Origin of the sequence: Bowmanella yangjiangensis, assembly GCF_017255015.1 — a bacterium.
GTDB lineage: Bacteria > Pseudomonadota > Gammaproteobacteria > Enterobacterales > Alteromonadaceae > Bowmanella > Bowmanella yangjiangensis.
This window is the reverse complement of record NZ_JAFKCS010000013.1, coordinates 1-19,655: the sequence shown is the minus strand read 5'-3', so window position 1 is coordinate 19,655 and position 19,655 is coordinate 1. Positions and strand designations below refer to the sequence as shown.

18 protein-coding genes are annotated in these 19,655 nt (G+C 48.0%); 6 read left to right on the top strand and 12 right to left on the bottom strand.

Annotated features, from left to right (window positions below; all coding sequences use genetic code 11):
- Positions 1–153 precede the first annotated feature (153 nt).
- From tyrR to pspA, 8 genes are all read right to left on the bottom strand, one after another.
- The gene (gene tyrR, locus J0A65_RS13475) at positions 154–1,710 is read right to left on the bottom strand and encodes a transcriptional regulator TyrR (RefSeq protein ID WP_206594712.1); all 1,557 of its coding nucleotides are present in this window, start codon (positions 1,708–1,710) and stop codon (positions 154–156) included.
- A 141-nt stretch (positions 1,711–1,851) separates the two neighbouring features.
- Complete coding sequence (locus tag J0A65_RS13470; RefSeq protein WP_206594711.1) at positions 1,852–2,190, bottom strand: 4a-hydroxytetrahydrobiopterin dehydratase; 339 nt, start codon at positions 2,188–2,190, stop codon at positions 1,852–1,854.
- A 29-nt stretch (positions 2,191–2,219) separates the two neighbouring features.
- The gene (gene phhA, locus J0A65_RS13465) at positions 2,220–3,029 is read right to left on the bottom strand and encodes a phenylalanine 4-monooxygenase (RefSeq protein ID WP_332874348.1); all 810 of its coding nucleotides are present in this window, start codon (positions 3,027–3,029) and stop codon (positions 2,220–2,222) included.
- A gap of 169 nt (positions 3,030–3,198) precedes the next feature.
- The gene (locus J0A65_RS13460; RefSeq protein ID WP_206594709.1) at positions 3,199–4,152 is read right to left on the bottom strand and encodes a TIGR01620 family protein; all 954 of its coding nucleotides are present in this window, start codon (positions 4,150–4,152) and stop codon (positions 3,199–3,201) included.
- A gap of 89 nt (positions 4,153–4,241) precedes the next feature.
- A complete protein-coding gene (locus J0A65_RS13455) occupies positions 4,242–5,660 on the bottom strand; it encodes a YcjX family GTP-binding protein (protein WP_206594708.1) in 1,419 nt (472 codons plus the stop codon).
- Positions 5,661–5,725: 65 nt separating this feature from the next.
- Entirely contained in the window at positions 5,726–6,145 is a 420-nt protein-coding gene (gene pspC, locus J0A65_RS13450; RefSeq protein WP_206594707.1) for an envelope stress response membrane protein PspC, read from the bottom strand.
- Positions 6,142–6,333 carry an envelope stress response membrane protein PspB gene (gene pspB, locus J0A65_RS13445; RefSeq protein WP_232848779.1) on the bottom strand — a complete coding sequence of 64 codons (192 nt, stop codon included), beginning with the start codon at positions 6,331–6,333 and terminating at the stop codon, positions 6,142–6,144. The genes pspC and pspB overlap by 4 nt, the downstream gene beginning before the upstream one ends.
- A gap of 77 nt (positions 6,334–6,410) precedes the next feature.
- Complete coding sequence (pspA, locus tag J0A65_RS13440) at positions 6,411–7,094, bottom strand: phage shock protein PspA (protein ID WP_206594797.1); 684 nt, start codon at positions 7,092–7,094, stop codon at positions 6,411–6,413.
- A gap of 210 nt (positions 7,095–7,304) precedes the next feature.
- On the opposite strand from pspA, the gene pspF reads away from it, so the two are divergent.
- From pspF to J0A65_RS13410, 6 genes are read left to right on the top strand one after another with little or no spacing between them, the layout of a single operon-like run.
- Complete coding sequence (gene pspF, locus J0A65_RS13435) at positions 7,305–8,399, top strand: phage shock protein operon transcriptional activator (protein ID WP_206594705.1); 1,095 nt, start codon at positions 7,305–7,307, stop codon at positions 8,397–8,399.
- Positions 8,399–10,015, top strand: a complete 1,617-nt coding sequence (locus J0A65_RS13430; RefSeq protein WP_206594704.1) for an ABC transporter substrate-binding protein — start codon at positions 8,399–8,401, stop codon at positions 10,013–10,015. Before pspF ends, J0A65_RS13430 begins: the two co-directional genes overlap by 1 nt.
- Before the next feature lies 1 nt (position 10,016).
- Positions 10,017–11,048 (top strand): ABC transporter permease, encoded by a 1,032-nt coding sequence (locus J0A65_RS13425; protein WP_206594703.1) that lies wholly within the window; start codon positions 10,017–10,019, stop codon positions 11,046–11,048.
- Complete coding sequence (locus J0A65_RS13420; protein ID WP_206594702.1) at positions 11,035–11,928, top strand: ABC transporter permease subunit; 894 nt, start codon at positions 11,035–11,037, stop codon at positions 11,926–11,928. Before J0A65_RS13425 ends, J0A65_RS13420 begins: the two co-directional genes overlap by 14 nt.
- On the top strand, positions 11,928–12,923 hold the full coding sequence (locus J0A65_RS13415) for an oligopeptide/dipeptide ABC transporter ATP-binding protein (RefSeq protein WP_206594701.1): 996 nt from the start codon (positions 11,928–11,930) through the stop codon (positions 12,921–12,923). The genes J0A65_RS13420 and J0A65_RS13415 overlap by 1 nt, the downstream gene beginning before the upstream one ends.
- Positions 12,920–13,696 (top strand): ATP-binding cassette domain-containing protein, encoded by a 777-nt coding sequence (locus tag J0A65_RS13410; RefSeq protein ID WP_206594700.1) that lies wholly within the window; start codon positions 12,920–12,922, stop codon positions 13,694–13,696. The genes J0A65_RS13415 and J0A65_RS13410 overlap by 4 nt, the downstream gene beginning before the upstream one ends.
- Before the next feature lie 76 nt (positions 13,697–13,772).
- On the opposite strand, the gene J0A65_RS13405 is transcribed toward J0A65_RS13410, so the two are convergent.
- From J0A65_RS13405 to J0A65_RS13390, 4 genes are all read right to left on the bottom strand, one after another.
- The gene (locus J0A65_RS13405) at positions 13,773–15,659 is read right to left on the bottom strand and encodes a SurA N-terminal domain-containing protein (protein WP_206594699.1); all 1,887 of its coding nucleotides are present in this window, start codon (positions 15,657–15,659) and stop codon (positions 13,773–13,775) included.
- A gap of 226 nt (positions 15,660–15,885) precedes the next feature.
- Positions 15,886–16,158 (bottom strand): nucleoid-associated protein HU-beta, encoded by a 273-nt coding sequence (gene hupB, locus J0A65_RS13400; RefSeq protein WP_206594796.1) that lies wholly within the window; start codon positions 16,156–16,158, stop codon positions 15,886–15,888.
- Positions 16,159–16,453: 295 nt separating this feature from the next.
- Positions 16,454–18,823 carry an endopeptidase La gene (gene lon, locus J0A65_RS13395; protein WP_206594698.1) on the bottom strand — a complete coding sequence of 790 codons (2,370 nt, stop codon included), beginning with the start codon at positions 18,821–18,823 and terminating at the stop codon, positions 16,454–16,456.
- Positions 18,824–18,947: 124 nt separating this feature from the next.
- Positions 18,948–19,655, bottom strand: a 708-nt coding sequence (locus J0A65_RS13390; RefSeq protein ID WP_206594697.1) for an AAA family ATPase, incomplete at its 5' end; no start/stop codon positions are given.

The window sequence follows — 19,655 nt, the reverse complement described above, 5'->3', positions numbered from 1 at the left end:
GTAAGTTTGCAAAAGGCGCACCTACCCTGAATGTCACTCTTACTACTTAACAACAGGTGAGAGTTAAATTAAAGCGCATGATATACAGTTAAGTGAGTCTGGCTGTCTATCTCGGCGTAAAAATGCATTTACGCCGAAGATGTTCCGGCAAACTTAAACCTTTACGGTTTTCTTACTGATCCCGTACTCTCTGAGCTTATTGGCGATAGCTGTATGACTCAGTCCCAGCTTACGGGCCAACTGTCGGGTGCTTGGATAGGTCGGATACAAGCGACGCAACAAGTCTTTTTCAAAGCGTTTAACTTCCTGATCCAGTGTACCTTCCACTTCGCTGGAGAAATAACTGGAACTGGCCATAGTGTCAGGCAACTGGATATCTTCTTTGCTTAACTCATCGCGTTCCAGCAGTGTGAGTGCACGATACAACGCATTCTCCAACTGCCTTACATTACCTGGCCAGGGATAACCTTGCAGAAAGTCAACACAGGACTTATTCAGTTTAGGTGGCCTGCGTCCCAACTTAACGCTTTGGTTCTTCAGGAAGTGCTCGGCCAAACCAATCACATCGCTCTTTCTTTCCCGCAATGATGGGATAGCCAAACTTAAAACATTAAGCCGGTAATACAAGTCTTCACGAAAACGCCCTTCTACCACCATCTGCGCCAGGTCTTTCTGCGTGGTTCCGATAATACGAACATTCACCACCAGTTCCCTGGTGTCACCAACCCGGCGATAGGTACCATCTTGTAAAACACGTAAGAGCTTGGCCTGCAATGACAACGACATGTCACCCACTTCATCCAGGAACAAGGTGCCGTTTTCTGCCTGCTCCAACAAGCCACTTTTTGCCTGGCTCTGCCCATACGCACCTTGCCCGTAGCCAAACAACTCTTGCTCGGCCATATCATCCGGCATTGAGGCGCAATTCAGCACAACGAATTCATGGCCTCCGCGACGACTGGCTTGATGGCAAGCTCTGGCAATCAGCTCTTTGCCCGTTCCGGTTTCTCCTACAAGCAATATTGGTGCATCCAGTTCAGCCATTTTTTTGGCTTCCCGCACCACTTTTTTCATTTGTGCGCTGCTTGCGTGGATTTCATTAAAAGAATCACCACTGGCTTGATGAAATACTGTCAGTTGCTGCCCCAGTCGATACTCAGATTTCAGCAACAGAACGGCACCGGCTAACACCGAGTCGGCTTCGCCGTCTGCCACCATCACCGGCAGAATGTCAGCCAGAAAATCCTGCTCAATGAATTTAACCTTTTGGGTTTGTGCAAGTACCTGTTTACCGTCCAGCCAACGTCCAAAATTGAACCCTTTAACAAACTCGGCAATATCTTTGCCGACCAGTTCATCCTGCGAGCTTTCAAGGCTGGAGACCGCAGCTTCATTCACCAATAGGATATTGCCGCGACTATCGATAGAAAAAACCGGATCCGGTAAAGTGCGCAGCAAAGCTCTAAGTTGATTTTGCTCGCGCTCGATAGGCATAAATGGCGTAGTTTTGACGTCCTCAATGCCTTCGATACGACGGATTTTGGGCATCAAATGCTGAAATTCTGCAAATTCAACATTCGGAAAATGCAAAAAGATCTTACCGCTGCTGTCGATCTCTATGCCACGCAGGTTGATTTCATATTCAACCAGTATATCCAGCACATCCTGGGTAATCCCAAGTCGATCCTGACAGCTGATCTCCAAACGCATAGACAAATCCAATGTGACGAGGTTGTAAACATTTTATGACATTCAAAAGGGCGAGAACAGCGAAATCTGGTATACCAGTCTGAAGAAAAGGTAGGAAGCTGGGATGGTAAGGCTTCGGCAATATACCGAAGCCTGGGCTAGTTACTTCAGCAGAGCGTCAGTTTTCGCCGCGCAAATAAAATCATTCTTGTGTAATCCGTTAATCGCATGAGTCCACCATGTAACAGTTACTTTACCCCATTCAAGCAGGATAGAAGGATGGTGGAACTCAGCCTCAGCCAATTCAGCCACCTGGTTGGAAAATGCCCAAGCCTGCTTGAAGTTCTTGAAGGTAAACTCACGTTCTAACTGCATAACATTATCCCGGACCTGAGGTACCCAATCAGGAATATCACGTATCAGCTCGGCCAGTTCCTGCTCAGATACTTGTGGGGCATCTGCTCGGCAGGCTTCACATTTTTGTTGGGTTAAATTGCTCATGGTTTTGTTGTTCTCCAATAATACTTACTTCAACTGGCCATCTTTTGCGGCTTTGGCGGAAACTTAGGTGCATGCAAACCAAGTTGTTTAGCCTCTTCCACCAGCGCCATCATGTCCATCTCAGCTAGCCCAAATAAATCGTCCAAACCATTCAGGGTGTAGTAAACCGGCTGCATGATATCAATTCGGTACGGAGTACGCAGTGCTTCCAGCGGCACCATATCATGGCGCTCAGGCTTGTCACTTTCCAGGGCATACAAGGTTTCACCTGGCGAGGAAAGAATTCCACCACCGTAAATTCGTAAGCTATCAGCCTGTTTTAACAAGCCAAATTCCACGGTAAACCAATACAACCTGGCCAGATAAACGCGATCTTGCTTACTTGCCGCATAGCCAATCTTTCCATATGTATGGGTAAAGTGGGCGAATGCTTTGTTTGTTAACAGGGGACAGTGACCAAATATCTCATGGAATATATCCGGCTCTTGCAAATAATCGAACTCTTCCCGGGTTCTGATAAAGGTAGCTACCGGGAACTGCTTGTTTGCCAGCAACTTAAAAAACTCATCAAAGTTAATCAGTGCCGGCACCTGTGCGACCTGCCAGCCCGTCTCTCTGGCAAGTACCTCATTGACTTCATGTAGCTGGGGAATTCTGTTATGCGGTAAATTAAGCAGATCCAGGCCATGCATAAACTCATCACAGGCTCGCCCGCGGATAATCTGCAACTGACGCTCAACCAAATCATGCCAAATCTGGTTTTCTTCATCGCTCCAGTGGATAACCCCATTCGCATCCGGCTGACGGGAAACATATTGGGTACTTTTACTCATACAAATCTGTCGCTTGTTGTTCGCTTCGCCCTGATACCTGCATCAGGGCTATTAAGTTGGACGTGAGTCTACTCAAATAGTGGCAAAGAAAAAGCGACTGGCACGTTAGCCAATAGTTTCAACTGTAACAGTTTTTTTACAAGGTCAGGTTTACCCCTCCCCTGGTACCTATTGTCTAAGCGTTTTGTCCATCATTACGACTGACGGTCTTAGTGGAATCATCTATGCCACGGAATTGCGTTAAAACGCCAGAGGCAATCACACTGATCTTCGGCTCTGTTTCACTGACGAAAGGCAAAGGACGACAGTGTTTTAATGCCTGTACACCAAATCTTGCAGTCAGCACGCCAGCACCCAGCCCCTGGGCCACCCGGGTTGATAATTTTGCCGTCAGGCTGCCCCCCAGCGCCCAGGCCGAGGCTTCGGCCAAAAGTTCACTGGCCCCTGCATATAACATAGTGCGTACGGTCTTTTTCAATAATGCAATCTTGCTCAAGTATCCGGTTTTCACCCCATAGCAAGCACAGATCTTGTTGATCATGCGAAGATTTCGCCACAGCACCAACAACATATCCAACATAACAAAAGGACTAACCGCAATGAGTGCAGCCGAGGCTTTGGCCTCGCGGCTAATTTCATCTAACGCCCTTTTATCGGCAGGTGCCATAACCTGCTGCTCGAAGAGTTGAATCACTTCCCTGTCGGCATAATGCTGTTCAAGTGAAGTCAGCCAGTTTTGCCCATCCGCTTGAGAAGCAGATGGCATTTTAGCTAAAAGATCCCGACAAAAATTCCCTGCCTCACCAATCGCCGGGCTTTGGCTAAAACCCAACGCTATTTGCTGCAGATGCTCCCGCTGCTCAAGTTTGCGAAAACTTAACCATTCACGACCAATAGACCAACTGACACCAACGATCCCAGAAAGCAGCAAAATGGCCCAGGCCATGGCGAGTAAGTCCAAGGCTAACCAGCCTTGCCACAAATTTACCCCTAATTGCGCAGTGCCCAACAGCAGTGCCAGAAGTAACAGCCAGAAAAGTTTGCCGGGCCTAACACTGTCGAGCTTCGGAGCGGGTTGCACATCTGATTCGACAGGTAAGGTCAGTTCCACCTCATCTTCTATATGCATGGCCTTCCTGATAGTTTCAGGCCCCCTCTCTGGGCTTTCATTATCTAGTACAACTCTAGGCTTTAACTGAGTCTCCGGAGACATATTATTCATACCAGCTTATCTCCTAACAAAAACTCCAACATTTGATCCATGCGAATGTGTGGTAAGGCGGTTAATGGGTCTCTAGCCGGCGGAGCAAACTGCGGAAACTCAAATCCTTGTTTCTGCCAGAAGGTAGGAGCGGGTCGACGGGATGGTACATCGCCAGGATAGAGGGTTAAGGTTTCACCTTGCAGGCCATGCCCGGTGAGCACACTGAGCCTTTGTCCTTGATAAAGAGTTTGTCCAACCTGAGAAGCGCGAATGGCAGCGAGCGCTGTTGTCTGTAATTTAACGCCCTGATACTGCATATCTTGCCTGGCGCTGTGCACCATAGACTCAAGCAAACGAATCAAATTATCATGCTGGTCTGGCGTCACATGGTCGGCTTTACTGGCAGCAAAGATTAGCTTATCAATGCGCGGTGAAAACATTCTGCGCAGCAAAGAATTTTTACCGTAATCAAAGCTCTTTAGTATCCAGTTGATTGCCTGCTGCAACTCATCAAATGCCTGTTCCCCGCGATTAAGTGCCGATAAGCAATCCACTAATACGATTTGCCGATCTAAGTCGCTGAAATACGCTTTATAAAATGGTTTAACCACTTTGCTGCGATATTCATTATACCTGTCTACCAACAGTGCCAAATTGCTCCCTGCAGGAAGACTTTGCCAGTCAATGTCTGTCTGGTTGGCAATATAGGGCACAAATTGCAGTACCGGTGCACCTTCCAATTCACCGGGCAAGACAAAGCGTCCCGGCTGAATTAGCTCTAATCCCTGCTGTTTGCACTCTGCCAGGTATTGTCTGAACAGGGTGGCTAAACCTTGGAGCTTTAACTCGTCTCCCTGCCCCAGCCATTTCATCTCCTGTAAAGCTGCACGAAAGGGCTCACTGAGACTGACTCTGGCGCCTTCTTGCATTTGCTTAACACAAAATGCGCTCCACTGAGCATAATCCATACCCAGCAGGGGTAAATCCAGTAGCCATTCTCCTGGATAGTCGAGTATGTCCAAAATCAGGGTTGATTGATCAAACAGATACTTACTGACCCCTTGTCCGGGTTTATAGCGAAGATGCAAACGGATCTGGCTGACACCGCGAGTAGGTGTAGGCCAGCTTGGTAACTCCGCATTCAAGGCGTCCATCCCTTGCTCATAGGCAAATCTGGCCAAACGAAGATCGGGCTGAGTGACACGTTTAGCACCAATTAGTCGGCTTTCTTTGCTGACAGTGAAGAAAGGCAGGTTGGCCGACCCCGTGCTCTCTAGCAATTGATTGACCAGGGACGTAATAAATGCCGTTTTGCCTGCGCCGCTAAGACCGGTTACCGCCAGTTTAACGTGTTGGTCAGCTAAGCGACTGGCAGCCTGATGGGCCTTACCCTGCAAACGTTCAAAAAAGCTTTGTATGCCGCTGTCTGTCATCCTACATCCTGTTTCAAATACAAAAATGGGCGGTTACCCGCCCCTCCACGCTAATGGTCACAATATTACAAACGACTGATTTCTCTGTTCAATTGATACTCAGAAGAAGTGACATAGGTCTCCATTTTACGCAGACGCATCTCCAGTCTGTCAAAACGTCCCTTAATATCCTTAAACGCCTGACGAGGAGGCTCTCCTGCTTGCCACACCTTAGACTTAACCTCTACATGAGAATTGTCCTCTTCACCGCTATACCAACCCTTGCCCTGTTGATTGACTGACGCTTCCGTCACCGGCTTTTTATCCAGAATAAACCAGGCAGCAATATAAGCCATGATGAAAAACGGTCCAGAAAGTAATACCGCAGAGACCAAAATGATTCGAATCAACCAGGCTTCCCAGCCGAAGTAGTCTGCAATTCCTGCACAGACACCGGCAACTTTACCTTTTTGACTATTGCGAAACATTTCACCTTTGGTTTTCATGCCCGGTTCCTCCACTGCGGCGCTTCGGCATCCAGAATAGCTTCCAATGTCTGAATGCGATCAGCCATCTTCTCCGCCTTGTCGGCCAACTCAGTCAGGGTTGTAAACTCTTCCTTAGACAAGCCCTGTGCTACTTGTTTCTTACTGCGGTAATGCAGAATTAACCAGATGGGCGCCACAAAAATCATAAATATGATGATGGGCGCTACTAAAATACCTATGACATCTTCCACAATCTTCTCCTCAACCTAGGCTGCCTATAGGCTTAGTCTTTACTTGCTGCTTTGGTGCTTTTTTTATTCAATTTCTTTTTCAGCTCTGCCAGCTCATCGTCTACTTTATCACCGGCTTCCAGCGCAGCAAATTCGTCGGCTAAGGTCTTCTGGCCAAGATCATAGGCTTCAATTTGACTCTCTAAATCATCGATCTTGCGCTCATACCGCTCAAAGCGTCCCATAGCATCATCGACTTTACTGCTGTCCAGCGTGCGCTTCACCTCAAGTCTTGATTGCGCAGTCTTCTGACGCAAAATAATAGCTTTCTGCCTGGCTTTCGCATCAGCTAACTTTTCCTGCAACTGCGCTGTCTCACTCTGTAGTTTAGCAATCTGATCTTCAACCAGTTGCAGTTCTTTTGTCAGTGCTTCAGCATGCTCAGCGGCTTTTTTCTTTTCAACCAACGCTGCTCTGGCTAAATCGTCACGGTCTTTACTTAGTGCCAGCTCAGCTTTAGCTTGCCAATCATCAGCCTGATGCTGCAGTTTACTGATTTGCGAGCTGATCTCTTTTTTATTGGCAATGGTTTTTGCTGACGTGGAACGCACTTCCACCAGCGTATCTTCCATTTCCTGAATAATCAGGCGCACCATTTTTTCAGGATCTTCCGCCTTATCCAGTAATGCGTTGATATTAGAGTTCACTATGTCGGTGAAACGAGAGAAAATACCCATGATGTCTACCTCTTTCTTCATGATTTGAATGGAAATGGACTTACACTTCCAACCTTTGTAGATGCTATACAAATAACAGGCCAATCAGACAAACAAAGATAACCCTTTGCTTTTATAGGGAATATTTATTTTCTGGGCTTTTCATGCCAGCTAGCATAATATTGATATCAACCACTAATTAGTCGATTACACCACTTTTTAAGGAACACAGTGAGCAGGTTTCGCCAACAAGATAATCTGTTGGGACAATCCAACAGCTTTTTGGAAGTTCTGGAGCAGATATCTCAAATCGCCCCACTTAACAAACCCGTGTTGATCATTGGGGAACGAGGGACAGGTAAAGAGTTAGTTGCAGCCCGTTTGCACTATTTATCCGGGCGTTGGGATCAGGCCTATTTAAAGCTCAATTGCGCAGCCCTCAACGATAATTTGCTTGAAAGTGAGCTGTTTGGTTATGAAGCTGGTGCTTTTACCGGCGCCGCAAAACGCCGCGAAGGCCGTTTTGAAACCGCCAATAACGGCACCTTATTTCTCGACGAATTAGCCAATACCTCAGGGCTTATCCAGGAGAAATTACTGCGTGTGATAGAATATGGCGAGTTTGAACGGGTCGGTGGCTCAAAATCGGTCAAAGTGGATGTGCGCCTGGTCGCCGCAACGAATGAAGATCTGCCAAGTCTGGCAGAACAAGGTGAGTTCCGTGCAGACTTGCTGGACAGGTTAGCTTTCGACGTTATTACGCTTCCGCCACTTCGGGAACGCCCCGAGGATATCATGATGTTAGCCGAAAACTTCGCTATCAATATGGCCAGAGAGCTTGAGATGGAGCTGTTTAGTGGGTTTACCGAAAAGGCCAAACGCACACTGATGGAATATGACTGGCCGGGCAACATTCGTGAGCTAAAAAATGTGGTAGAGCGCGCTGTTTATCGTTGCAATAACCCACATTTGCCCGTCCACCAGATAGTGCTAGATCCCTTTGACTCTCCCTTTCGTCCAAAAGGACGGGTTAAAACATTGGACCGAATCCAGCCTGCAGATAAGCCTAGCGAGCCGACGCCGCCCAAAACTGTTGCAGCAGAACCAGTACCCGCCACCAATGGTTTTGGTATGAACTTCAACTTTCCGGTTGATCTTAAAACCCTCTCTCAGGACTTTGAAATTGAACTCATTCGCCAGGCATTGGCAGATAGCCAGTTTAATCAGAAGAAAACCGCTGATAAACTTGGCCTGACCTACCACCAATTGCGTGGCTATCTTAAAAAGTACAATCTGCTGGATGGCTCGTCGAGAGAGCTGGATTGATGAAAAACAGAACCTGCCTGGGTCTCATGTTGTCATGCATAGTGAGCGTAGGCTGCCAAGACCTGAATGATGCTGAGGTCAAACAAAAAGGGTTAATTTACTGCTCTGAGGGTAGCCCTGTGACCTTTAATCCTCAGCTAGATATTTCTGGTACCACCGCCGACGCAGCTGCACACCAGTTGTATAATGGTTTGCTGGACTTCGATCCAGAAACCAGCAAAGTTATTCCAGCTCTGGCGGATAGTTGGCTGGTCAGTGAAGATGGTCTGACATACACCTTCCAACTACGCAAAGACGTACAGTTTCACCAAACTGATTATTTTACCCCAACCCGGCCTTTCAATGCCGACGACGTACTATTTAGCATCAACCGCTGGCGCTTACCTTCGCACCCTTATCACAAAGTTTCTGGTGGTATATATCCATACTTTGAGAGCTTAGGACTACAGGATATTGTTGCTGAAGTAAACCGCCTCAACGGCTACCGGGTAGAGATAAAACTACGTCACCCCGACAGCTCATTTTTAGCCACACTAGCCACCGATTTCGCCGTGATGCTATCTGCGGAATATGCCGATAATATGTTACTCGCCGGGACACCGGAACTGATAGACAGTCAACCTATAGGCACGGGCCCGTTTAAGTTTGAACATTTCAGAAAAAACAATTACATCAGGTACTACAAACACCCTGACTACTGGAACGGCGAGGTCTATCAGGAGCAGTTGATATTTGACATTACCCCTACCAGTTCCATGCGTTTGGCCAAACTGATTACCGGGGAATGTGATGTCATCGCTTTTCCTGCCCAAACAGAACTGCGCATCGTCGATCAGCGCCAGGATCTAGTGCTAGATGAGAAACCAGGCCTGAATGTGGGCTTTTGGGCGTTCAATTCTGCTCGCCCTCCCTTTGATGACCCAAGAGTGCGTCGCGCCCTGGCCATGGCGGTAGACAGAAAAGCACTGCTTGATGCGGTCTATTCAGACAGTGCCGTTGCATCAAAAGGCTTATTACCACCCACATCCTGGGCTTTTGACGAAAATCAGCGTGAGATTCATTACAATCCGGCGCTTGCCAGACAACTATTGGATGAAGCAGGGATTAAACGTGGTTTTCGCATGAATATCTGGGCCATGCCGGTACAACGTGCGTACAACCCCAATGCCACTAAGATGGCCGAGCTTATCCAAAGCTATCTGGATAAAGTTGATATAAAAGCAGACATTGTCAGCTACGAGTGGGCCACCTTTCGCCGATTACTCAAGCAGGGTATGCATGACTCAGTTCTGATTGGTTGGTCTGCAGATAATGGCGATCCAGATAATTTTTATCGTCCGCTGCTAAGCTGCTCGGCCATTGCATCAGGTACCAATAGAGCAAACTGGTGTCTGCCCAAGTATGATGAGCTGATAAATGAAGCGTTACGCTATACGGATGAGGACAGCCGTATGCATTACTATCATCAGGTAAATGAGCTTTTGGTAGAGCAAATGCCATTGGTACCTATTGCCCACGCTTATCGTTTTCAGGCTTACCGGGAAGGTATAATCGGTATGCAAATCAATCCGTTCGGCGGGATTCGGTTTGGCCAGGTTCGTAAGGAAGGGCGCTGATATGTTTGTTTATCTGGGACGTCGCCTTAATCTCCTATTTATCACCTTGCTGATCCTATGCATCGCCTCTTACACCCTGGCATTTTTGTTTCCTGGCGATCCACTGACAAACCTGTCAGGTAACCCGACCACATCTGATGATCAAACCCAGCAACTGCGTATGATGTACGCCCTGGATAATGGCTATATTGCTGGATTTTGGCAGTATCTGAAATTAACCCTGTCGGGTGAATGGGGCCAGAGCCTGACCTCACAAAACCCAATATTCTCGGATATTTGCCAGTTTCTGCCAGCCAGCTTGGAACTAAGCCTATATGCCATGGCAGTTTCACTGCTTATTGGGATCCCTTTAGGTATTGTGGCCGGATTAAATCATCGCCGCTATACAGACATGGGTATTCTCTCAGTCAGCTTAATTGGCTTCTCTATGCCGGTATTTTGGCTGGCACTGTTATTGATATTAGTGTTTGCCCTGCAGTGGGGGGGATTACCAATGTCAGGACGGGTAAGCCTTATCTATGACATCCCTCATCAAACCGGTTTTATGCTGGTAGATATTTTACGTGCCGATATTGCTAACAAACAGCAAGTACTGATGGACGCTTTACACCACCTGTTTCTACCCACTCTGGCCTTGTCCATCGTCACCAGCTCACTGGTAATACGCCTAACCCGTCGCTCAGTCATCAATGTAATGGGCAGTGACTACATTAAGGCGGCCTACGCCAAAGGGCTAAGCAGAACCCAGGTATTCTGGCACCATGGTATGAAGAATGCCCTGCTCCCTATCATGCCGCAATTGGCCATGCAATTTACCGTTTTGCTAACCAATGCCATGATTGTGGAAGTCATTTTTTCCTGGCCAGGCATAGGAGAATGGATGATTCAGGCGATATACCAGAGGGACTTCCCCGCGATCCGGGGCGGTATGCTGGCGGTATCGGCCTTGGTTGTCATAGTGACTATTAGCGTAGATTTGCTAATACGCATGATCTACCCGTTAAGTAAGAAGCAGCTCCATGCCCAAGTCTAGTTTTTACGACGAAGAATTTTATCCTTCACCGGTGCGCCAGACCTGGAATGAATTCCAGCGTAATCACATTGCCCTTGCTGGTCTGTGGTGTCTGGGATTTTTTGTGCTCCTGGTGTTGCTCGGCCCTTGGTTTCTCCCCTTTGGTCCCCTGGATCAAAACACCGATGCCATACTGCTGCCACCCGCCTGGGATGCCAATGGTGATGTGACTCATTTGTTTGGAACTGATGGGATTGGCAGAGATTTACTTACCAGGGTAGTACATGGTTGCCAGATTACCTTTGGCGTCAGCTTCTTCCTGGTGCTATTGGCCATGTTGGTCGGCTGCAGTATAGGAGCTTATGCAGGGATGAGTCATGGCTTGCGGGCAAGTATCATCAACCACCTGTTGGATGCCATTATGGCCATCCCTACCCTGCTCATTGCCATTATCATTGTGGCTATCCTTGGAACCGGGTTAATGAACAGCATGTGGGCCATCACCCTGGCGCTTATTCCGCAGTTTATTCACCACACTCGCGATATGGTCAGAGGTGAATATCGCAAAGAGTATGTCACCGCAGCGCGTCTGGATGGCGCCAGTGATGCCCGAATATTTTTTCACAGCATATTGCCGAATATGATCGAAATGCTGGTCGTAAAGGCCACCATGGCCCTGTCAGTGGCCATTCTGGACATTTCCGCATTGGGTTTTCTAAACCTGGGGGCCCAGTCCCCTTCTCCCGAGTTAGGTGCGATGCTGTCTGATGCATTGGAAACTGCTTATGTCGCGCCCTGGAGTATTTCTCTGCCAGGTGCTGCGATCTTTTTAATGGTGCTCTCCATCAATCTGGTGGGTGATGGCCTGCGTACCGCATTGAAAAACAGGGTGAATCAATAATGCCACTGTTAGATATCAAAAACCTGACTTTAGAGATTGATACCCCGCTCGGCTGGGTCAAGGCGTTGGATAAGATAAATCTAAGCATTGATAGCCGCGAAGTACGCGCATTAGTTGGCGAATCTGGTTCAGGCAAAAGTCTGGTGGTAAAGTCCATTGTTGGGGCCTTGTCTGATCGTTGGAAGGTCACGGCCGACCGGATGAACTGGAAAGGACAGGATCTGTTATCCATGTCTGACAGCCAGCGACGCTCTATCACCCGCAGTGAAATATCTGTGGTGCTGCAAAACCCGGCAACCTCTCTCGATCCCTCTGCAACATTACGTGAACAGATAGAAGAAAGTATTGCCGATTCACAATTAAGTAAAGGCTGGTTCTGGCAACGTAGACAACAAAGACGAGAGATTTCAGCACAGCAATTACATAAGGTTGGCATTCGAGATCATGATCTCTGCCTTGGCAGTTATCCCCATGAGGTGGCAGAAGACATCAGTCAAAAATTTGCCCTCGCCATGGCATTAGTGTCTAACCCCAAATTACTTATCGCAGATAATCCGACCATGGGCATGGAACCTACAACCAAAGTCCAGGTCCTGCGTCTGCTGGCTAAGCTGAATAAAACCCGAGAATTAAGCATACTGTTTGTCAGTCATGACTTACTGGCCATTTCAGCCATGGCAGACACTATGACGGTGCTCTACTGTGGGCAAACCGTAGAAAGTGGCAAAATGGGGCAATTAAAAAGGCGTCCACTGCATCCATATACTAAAGCCTTACTGGATAGCGCCCCCAGTTTCAGGCGTGATCTACCACCAAAGGCAGCTCTTTCCAGCTTGGACGGCACCATTCCTACCTTGCAACATTTACCTATTGGCTGTCGTCTCGGACCTCGCTGTCCCAGAGCACAAAAGGAATGTGTAAAAATGCCCGATGTGCGCCGCATCCACGACCATCACTACGCCTGCCATTTTCCCCTGCACAGGGATAAGATATGAACCCGTTACTGACTGTCTCTAACCTCAGTTATTGTAAGAAAGATAAATCCTGGTTCGCCAAGCAAGAGCGTTTCAGTCTGGCTCCGGTCAGCTTTGAACTTAAAGCTGGCGAGACTATGGCCATTATGGGTGAGAATGGCTCAGGAAAGTCCTTGTTGGCCAAATTACTGGTTGGCGTAGCGCGTCCCAGTGCCGGGGAAATTCTGTTAAATGGTGAATCACTGCATGATAAGCGTCAGCGCTTTCAGGCTATCCGCATGATTTTTCAACACAGTAAAGAATCGCTGAATCCCGCTCTGACGCTGGGTAGTTTGTTGGAAGAGCCATTGATTCTTAATACGGACCTGGATGCGCGTGAACGTAAGCGCAAAATAGAAGAAACCCTGAAACTGGTAGGCATGCTGCCGGAACACCAATATTTTTACCGCCATATGTTATCTGAGGGGCAAAGGCAACGGGTTGCCGTAGCACGAGCTCTTATTCTTAACCCCCAGGTTTTAGTGGCTGATGAACCCTTTGCCGCCCTTGACCCGTCGGTTCGCTCGCAAACTGTCAACTTGTTGATGAAGTTACAACGAGACCTGGGACTGGGTTTTATATTTATCTCACACAACCTGGGTATTGTACGGCATATCAGTGATCGCATTCTGGTACTGGAAGCCGGCCAGTTGGTGGAGTCTGGAAAGACCGATGTAATATTCAACTGGCCTAAGTCTGACTACACTCGTCGCTTGATTCACGCTTACCAAGCGCTGATCAGTCGTGATGATTAACCCCTATTCAGGAAAACGACAATCCCCCAGACATAAAAAAACGCTGCAATTGCAGCGTTTTTTTATTTCAACCACATTACTGAACGGCGTGGATCTCAATATCCGCTTTTTCCTTTAGCGCCTCAATAAAGTCCACATAAAGCTGCTGGCTGCGACCAGAAGTCAAACGCTGCTCCAACCCTGCCAGCATTGCCTCTTCCGCTTTAGCAGCCTGATGAATAGCATCAAGACGGACGATAGCGACATTACCGTCAGCAGTGTTAACTGCAGCCATTTTCGCATCCATACCCAGCTTGAACGCTTGCTCTACAACAGCGGCAGGCAATAAAGAGCCATAACGCACCTGATTCGCTTCGCTTGCCCAAACCAAGGCCTTTTCGTCAAGCTTGGACTGAATATCCTCGCCACTGGCAGACAAACTCACCACTTCATCGGCCCATTGCTTGGCCGCACTTTGCGCCTTATCAGCCTTTAATTGCGCAAGGATTTCTTCAGACACCTCAGCCAAAGGACGAGTACGCTGAGGTTGATGCTCTGCGACGCGCATCACGATTAAATGATCAGGGGTAACATCAATGACTTCACTGTTGACGCCTTCTTCGATCAGCTCATCAGAAAAAGCGACATTCAACACCTGGTTTCCTGCGAATACCCCCTGCGCTTCTGCACGACTGAAGATGTCACTGGTTTGTAATTCTTTACCTAGCAAGCCTGCAACATCTTCCAGATTATCTGGTTGTTCAAAGGCCATCTCTGCGACTTGTTGATGCAACTGGTAAAACTCTGCTTGCGCCTTATCACGTTTAACCTGTGCAACAATCTCGTCTTTAACAGCATCCAAAGGCTGCACTTCTTCCGCTTTGACACCGGTCAGCTTAATGATGTGCAAGCCAAATGAACTCTCTACCACATCGCTGATATCGCCTTCTTGGGTCAGTGCAAAAGTTGCTTCTTCAAAGGCAGGATCCATCACATCCCGACCAAACCAATCCAAGTCACCACCATTTTCAGCACTAAAATCATCAGCAGAGAACTCTTTAGCCAACGCGGCAAAATCTTCGCCGCTCTTAGCCCGTTTCAGCACCTCTTCGGCTTGCTCTCTGGCTTTTTGCTCATCATCACCAAACTCAATCAGGATGTGCGAGGCACGACGCTCAGCCGCGGTGCGGTATTGCTCCATATTGGCTTGATAAGCATCGTTAATCTCTTGTTCGGAGACGTCAATGCCAGCCATCAGATCCTCAACTTTAAGCTCTAGGTAACGCAGAGATACGCGCTCTTCGGTATCAAAATTACTGATATTGCTTTGATAATAGTTGCTAACATCTTCTTCAGATACTGCTACGCTGTCCAAAAACTGCTTGGCAAATATCATCACATAGCTGATGTCTCTTTGCTGCTGCTGCAGCGCGTACACCTGCTCAACTTCGCTATCTAAGCTAAATTCACTGCCAAGCAGCGCGCTGACCAGTTGCTGGCGAGTCATGTCCAGACGGATTCGCTCACGAAAATCCTGCGGCTGCATGCCTGCCTGGCGCAAAATAGCCTGATACCTGTCATTGTTGAAAATGCCTCCAACCTGAAACTCAGGCATAGCTAACAAGGCATCTTTTACCTGAGCATCGCTGACACGCATACCCAGGTCTGCGGCGGTTTGCTCAACCAGTTTGTCCGCAATCAAGCGATCCAGCAGACCACGCTTGAAGGTTTTCATATATTCAGTGTCGGCCATCAAATTGGCAAAGGCTTCACCATATTGATTTTCCATCCTGGCTCTTTCGTTCTGATAAGCATTCTCCAGGCTGGATTGGCTGATATCGTCACCATTGACCGTTGCAACCGGGACATCGGTCTTGGCATTTAAATAGCTACCAACACCAGCCAAGGCGAAGGTTAATATCACCAAGCCCAATATAGCTTTGGCCCAAAATCCTTGGGATCCTTCTCTGATTCTCTCTAACATCTTGGTCTTTAAACTCCAATTCGCTCCAGCACCGCTATCGGTGTGGTCAGCACTTAGTCAAACGGGTGGGATTATAACCCAGCATGGCTGGAAACAGAATGCCATTGGCAGTGGCAAAATGCGCAGTTGACAGGTCGCTGACATTAAACCCAACTTTGCTTCTTTGCTGCGCATAAATAAAAAAAGCGATGATTTCTCATCGCTTTTTTTAAACCGAAAAATCGGATTAGTTGCAAGCATCCTTCAGAGCTTTACCAGCTTTGAAAGAAGGCACTTTGGCAGCTGCGATTTGAATGGTCGCACCGGTCTGAGGGTTGCGGCCGCTACGAGCAGAACGCTCACGCACGGAGAAAGTACCAAAGCCAACCAGAGCAACTTGATCACCGCCTTTAAGCGCTTCAGTTACTGCGTCAGTCAGGGCGTCAAGAGCACGGCCTGCAGCAGCCTTGGAAATATCCGCGCCAGCAGCGATTTTATCGATTAGTTGAGACTTATTCACAATATCATCCCCTTCAATTGTTATTATATTGCTAATTCGCAAACACTTGTTGCGAAATTGTTATAACAAGCTTGAATAGCAACTTCAAGCCAAGTTTTCGTTAATCTTTCAGTTACTGAATCGCTGCGATCCCTTTCGTGACAAGGCTTGAAGCGAATTCGAATTTAAGGCTACCACAACTTTTGTGGGAGGGAAGCCCCACAAATCAAAAAAAACGCAAAAAGCCACGTTTTACAGCAACTTTTTGCGCTTATTGCCTCATTACAGGGCTTTTTTTGCTTGTGCGGCAATCCGACTAAGAGGTTTTAGCCTCTTTGGCTTTGATCACTTCGAAGCCTTCAGGATTGTTTTCGAGTGCCAAAACTAACACTTCATCAATCCATTGCACCGGGTGAATATCCAAATCCTGCTTCACGTTATCCGGAATTTCCTTCAAATCGCGCTCGTTCTCTTTAGGAATAACCACAGTTTTAATGCCACCACGGTGGGCGGCCAGTAGTTTCTCTTTTAACCCACCGATAGCCAGCACTTCACCTCGTAAGGTAATTTCCCCTGTCATCGCCACATCGCAGCGAACCGGGTTGCCAGTTAGCGTCGATACCAGTGCAGTACACATGGCGATCCCCGCACTTGGGCCATCTTTAGGGGTAGCCCCTTCAGGCACATGCACGTGAATATCGCGCTTTTCATAGAAGTCTTCATTAATACCCAGCTTGCCAGCACGACTGCGCACCACCGTCATGGCAGTTTGAATAGACTCCTGCATCACATCACCTAAGGAGCCAGTGAAGGTAGTTTTGCCCTTACCGGCAACGGCAGCGGTTTCAATGGTCAGCAGATCACCGCCCACTTGTGTCCAGGCCAAACCGGTAACCTGACCAATCTGGTTATTCTTGTCAGCCTTACCGTAATCAAAGCGCTGCACACCAAGATAGTCAGCCAGGTTTTCCTGGGTCACCACGACCTTCTTAATAGACTTGTCGAGCAAGATATTCTTCACCGCCTTACGGCAGATTTTGGAAATCTCCCGCTCCAGGCTACGTACCCCGGCTTCACGGGTGTAGTAACGAATCACGCCCAAAATGGCCGACTCTTCGATGATTAGCTCACCTTTTTTCAGGCCATTACGGCTCATCTGTTTTTCAATCAGATGGCGGGTAGCAATATTCAGCTTCTCATCTTCGGTATAACCCGACAGACGAATCACTTCCATCCTGTCCAACAAGGGGCCTGGGATATTCATACTGTTGGATGTCGCCACAAACATCACATCCGACAAGTCGTAATCAACTTCCAGATAATGGTCGCTGAAACTACTGTTCTGTTCTGGATCTAGTACTTCCAATAGCGCGGAAGCAGGGTCACCACGCATATCCGAAGACATTTTGTCGATTTCGTCGAGTAAAAACAGGGGGTTCTTCACCCCTACTTTGGCCATTTTCTGAATCAGTTTGCCAGGCAGTGAACCTATATAAGTGCGGCGATGCCCGCGAATCTCCGCTTCATCACGCACGCCGCCCAATGCCATGCGTACATATTCACGGCCAGTGGCCTTGGCAATGGATTGACCAAGTGAGGTTTTACCGACGCCAGGAGGCCCTACCAAACACAGAATCGGTCCTTTGAGTTTACGAACGCGTTGTTGCACGGCCAGATATTCAAGAATGCGTTCTTTGACACGCTCCAGGCCATAGTGATCGGCATCCAGTACTTGTTCAGCGGCAGCCAGGTTTTTCTTCACCTTACTGCGCTTATGCCAAGGTACAGACACTAACCAATCAATATAACTGCGCACCACTGTCGCTTCGGCCGACATAGGTGACATCATCTTCAGCTTTTGCAGCTCAGCCGATGCCTTTTGCTTAGCATCCGCCGACATTTTTGCCTCTTCAATTTTCTTGCTCAGGCTTTCAAACTCATCCGGCGCTTCGTCCAGCTCGCCCAGTTCTTTCTGTATGGCTTTCATTTGCTCATTCAGATAGTACTCACGCTGACTCTTTTCCATCTGCTTTTTAACCCGGGTACGGATCTTCTTTTCCACTTGCAGCAGATCGATCTCGCCTTCCATCAGCGCCATTAAGTACTCCAGGCGCTCGTTGACCTGCGCCATTTCCAGTACTTTTTGCTTTTCCGCCAACTTAAGCGGCATATGGGCGGCCATGGTATCGGCTAAACGCGCGGCATCATCAATACCGCTGAGCGATGTCAGTACCTCTGGCGGAATCTTTTTATTCAGTTTGACATAACCTTCAAACTGCGAAATCGCTGAGCGAATCAGTACTTCCTGTTCGCTATCAGCCATCGCATCGTCTTGCTGCTTAATAACCTCGGCAACAAAAAACTCTTCTGTTTGTAAGTAGGTCTGGATCTCACCGCGCACATTCCCTTCAACCAACACTTTGACCGTGCCATCGGGCAACTTCAAAAGCTGTAAAATAGTGGCAATAGTACCGACCTTATAAATATCATCGGTCTGCGGCTCATCAATAGCAGCGTCTTTTTGAGCAACCAAAAAGATCTGCTTGTCATTATTCATGGCAGCTTCCAGACACTGGATGGATTTTTCCCGGCCAACAAACAGCGGGATCACCATGTGCGGATACACCACCACATCCCTTAATGCCAGGACGGGCATTTCGACACGTTCAGGTCGCTCAGTCGTCATACTCAATCTCTTATCGTTCTAATCTAAACTGGAAGTTATATGGGGATAGTCAGGGGAAGTTCAACGAATGCCCTGTCATATTTGTCATCCTAGCAACAAAAAAGGCCCCTGTGGGGGCCTTAATTTATTCAGATGCCGCCTTTTTTTCTTTGGCGTTATCATAAATCAATATGGGTTTGGACTCGCCGCGGATCACGGACTCGTCAATGACCACTTTACTGACATTAGTCATGGCCGGCAGCTCATACATAGTTTCCAGCAGAACGCCTTCAACAATCGAACGCAAACCACGGGCACCGGTTTTACGTTCCATGGCTTTGGTCGCAATGGCATGCAACGCATCATCACGGAATTCCAGCTCAGTATTCTCCATAGAGAATAATGCGCCATATTGTTTGGTTAGCGCGTTCTTAGGCTCTCGTAAGATCTGAATCAAGGCTTCTTCATTCAGCTCTTCGAGTGTCGCCACTACAGGCAAACGACCGATAAACTCAGGGATCAAACCATATTTGATCAAGTCTTCCGGTTCAACCTGCTGGAACAGCTTACCTAAACCGTCTTTACGCTCTTTGCTGCGCACCTGAGCGACAAAGCCGATGCTAGTACCGGTTTGCATGCGCTGTTCGATAACTTTGTCCAATCCGGCAAAGGCACCACCGCAGATAAACAGGATCTTGGACGTGTCTACCTGCAAGAACTCTTGCTGCGGATGCTTACGCCCGCCTTGCGGTGGCACAGAGGCAATGGTGCCCTCAATCAGTTTAAGCAGCGCTTGTTGCACCCCTTCACCTGATACATCACGGGTGATAGAAGGGTTGTCCGACTTGCGGGA

Excerpts from the sequence above, each read along its gene's own strand:
- J0A65_RS13405 (WP_206594699.1), bottom strand. The coding sequence starts at position 15,659 with ATGTTAGAGAGAATCAGAGAAGGATCCCAAGGATTTTGGGCCAAAGCT.
- J0A65_RS13430 (WP_206594704.1), top strand. The coding sequence starts at position 8,399 with ATGAAAAACAGAACCTGCCTGGGTCTCATGTTGTCATGCATAGTGAGC.
- pspA (WP_206594797.1), bottom strand. The coding sequence starts at position 7,094 with ATGGGTATTTTCTCTCGTTTCACCGACATAGTGAACTCTAATATCAAC.
- pspB (WP_232848779.1), bottom strand. The coding sequence starts at position 6,333 with ATGATTTTTGTGGCGCCCATCTGGTTAATTCTGCATTACCGCAGTAAG.
- J0A65_RS13410 (WP_206594700.1), top strand. The coding sequence starts at position 12,920 with ATGAACCCGTTACTGACTGTCTCTAACCTCAGTTATTGTAAGAAAGAT.
- lon (WP_206594698.1), bottom strand. The coding sequence starts at position 18,823 with ATGACGACTGAGCGACCTGAACGTGTCGAAATGCCCGTCCTGGCATTA.
- pspC (WP_206594707.1), bottom strand. The coding sequence starts at position 6,145 with ATGAAAACCAAAGGTGAAATGTTTCGCAATAGTCAAAAAGGTAAAGTT.
- J0A65_RS13420 (WP_206594702.1), top strand. The coding sequence starts at position 11,035 with ATGCCCAAGTCTAGTTTTTACGACGAAGAATTTTATCCTTCACCGGTG.
- J0A65_RS13425 (WP_206594703.1), top strand. The coding sequence starts at position 10,017 with ATGTTTGTTTATCTGGGACGTCGCCTTAATCTCCTATTTATCACCTTG.
- tyrR (WP_206594712.1), bottom strand. The coding sequence starts at position 1,710 with ATGCGTTTGGAGATCAGCTGTCAGGATCGACTTGGGATTACCCAGGAT.
- J0A65_RS13460 (WP_206594709.1), bottom strand. The coding sequence starts at position 4,152 with ATGCATATAGAAGATGAGGTGGAACTGACCTTACCTGTCGAATCAGAT.
- J0A65_RS13455 (WP_206594708.1), bottom strand. The coding sequence starts at position 5,660 with ATGACAGACAGCGGCATACAAAGCTTTTTTGAACGTTTGCAGGGTAAG.
- J0A65_RS13470 (WP_206594711.1), bottom strand. The coding sequence starts at position 2,190 with ATGAGCAATTTAACCCAACAAAAATGTGAAGCCTGCCGAGCAGATGCC.
- J0A65_RS13415 (WP_206594701.1), top strand. The coding sequence starts at position 11,928 with ATGCCACTGTTAGATATCAAAAACCTGACTTTAGAGATTGATACCCCG.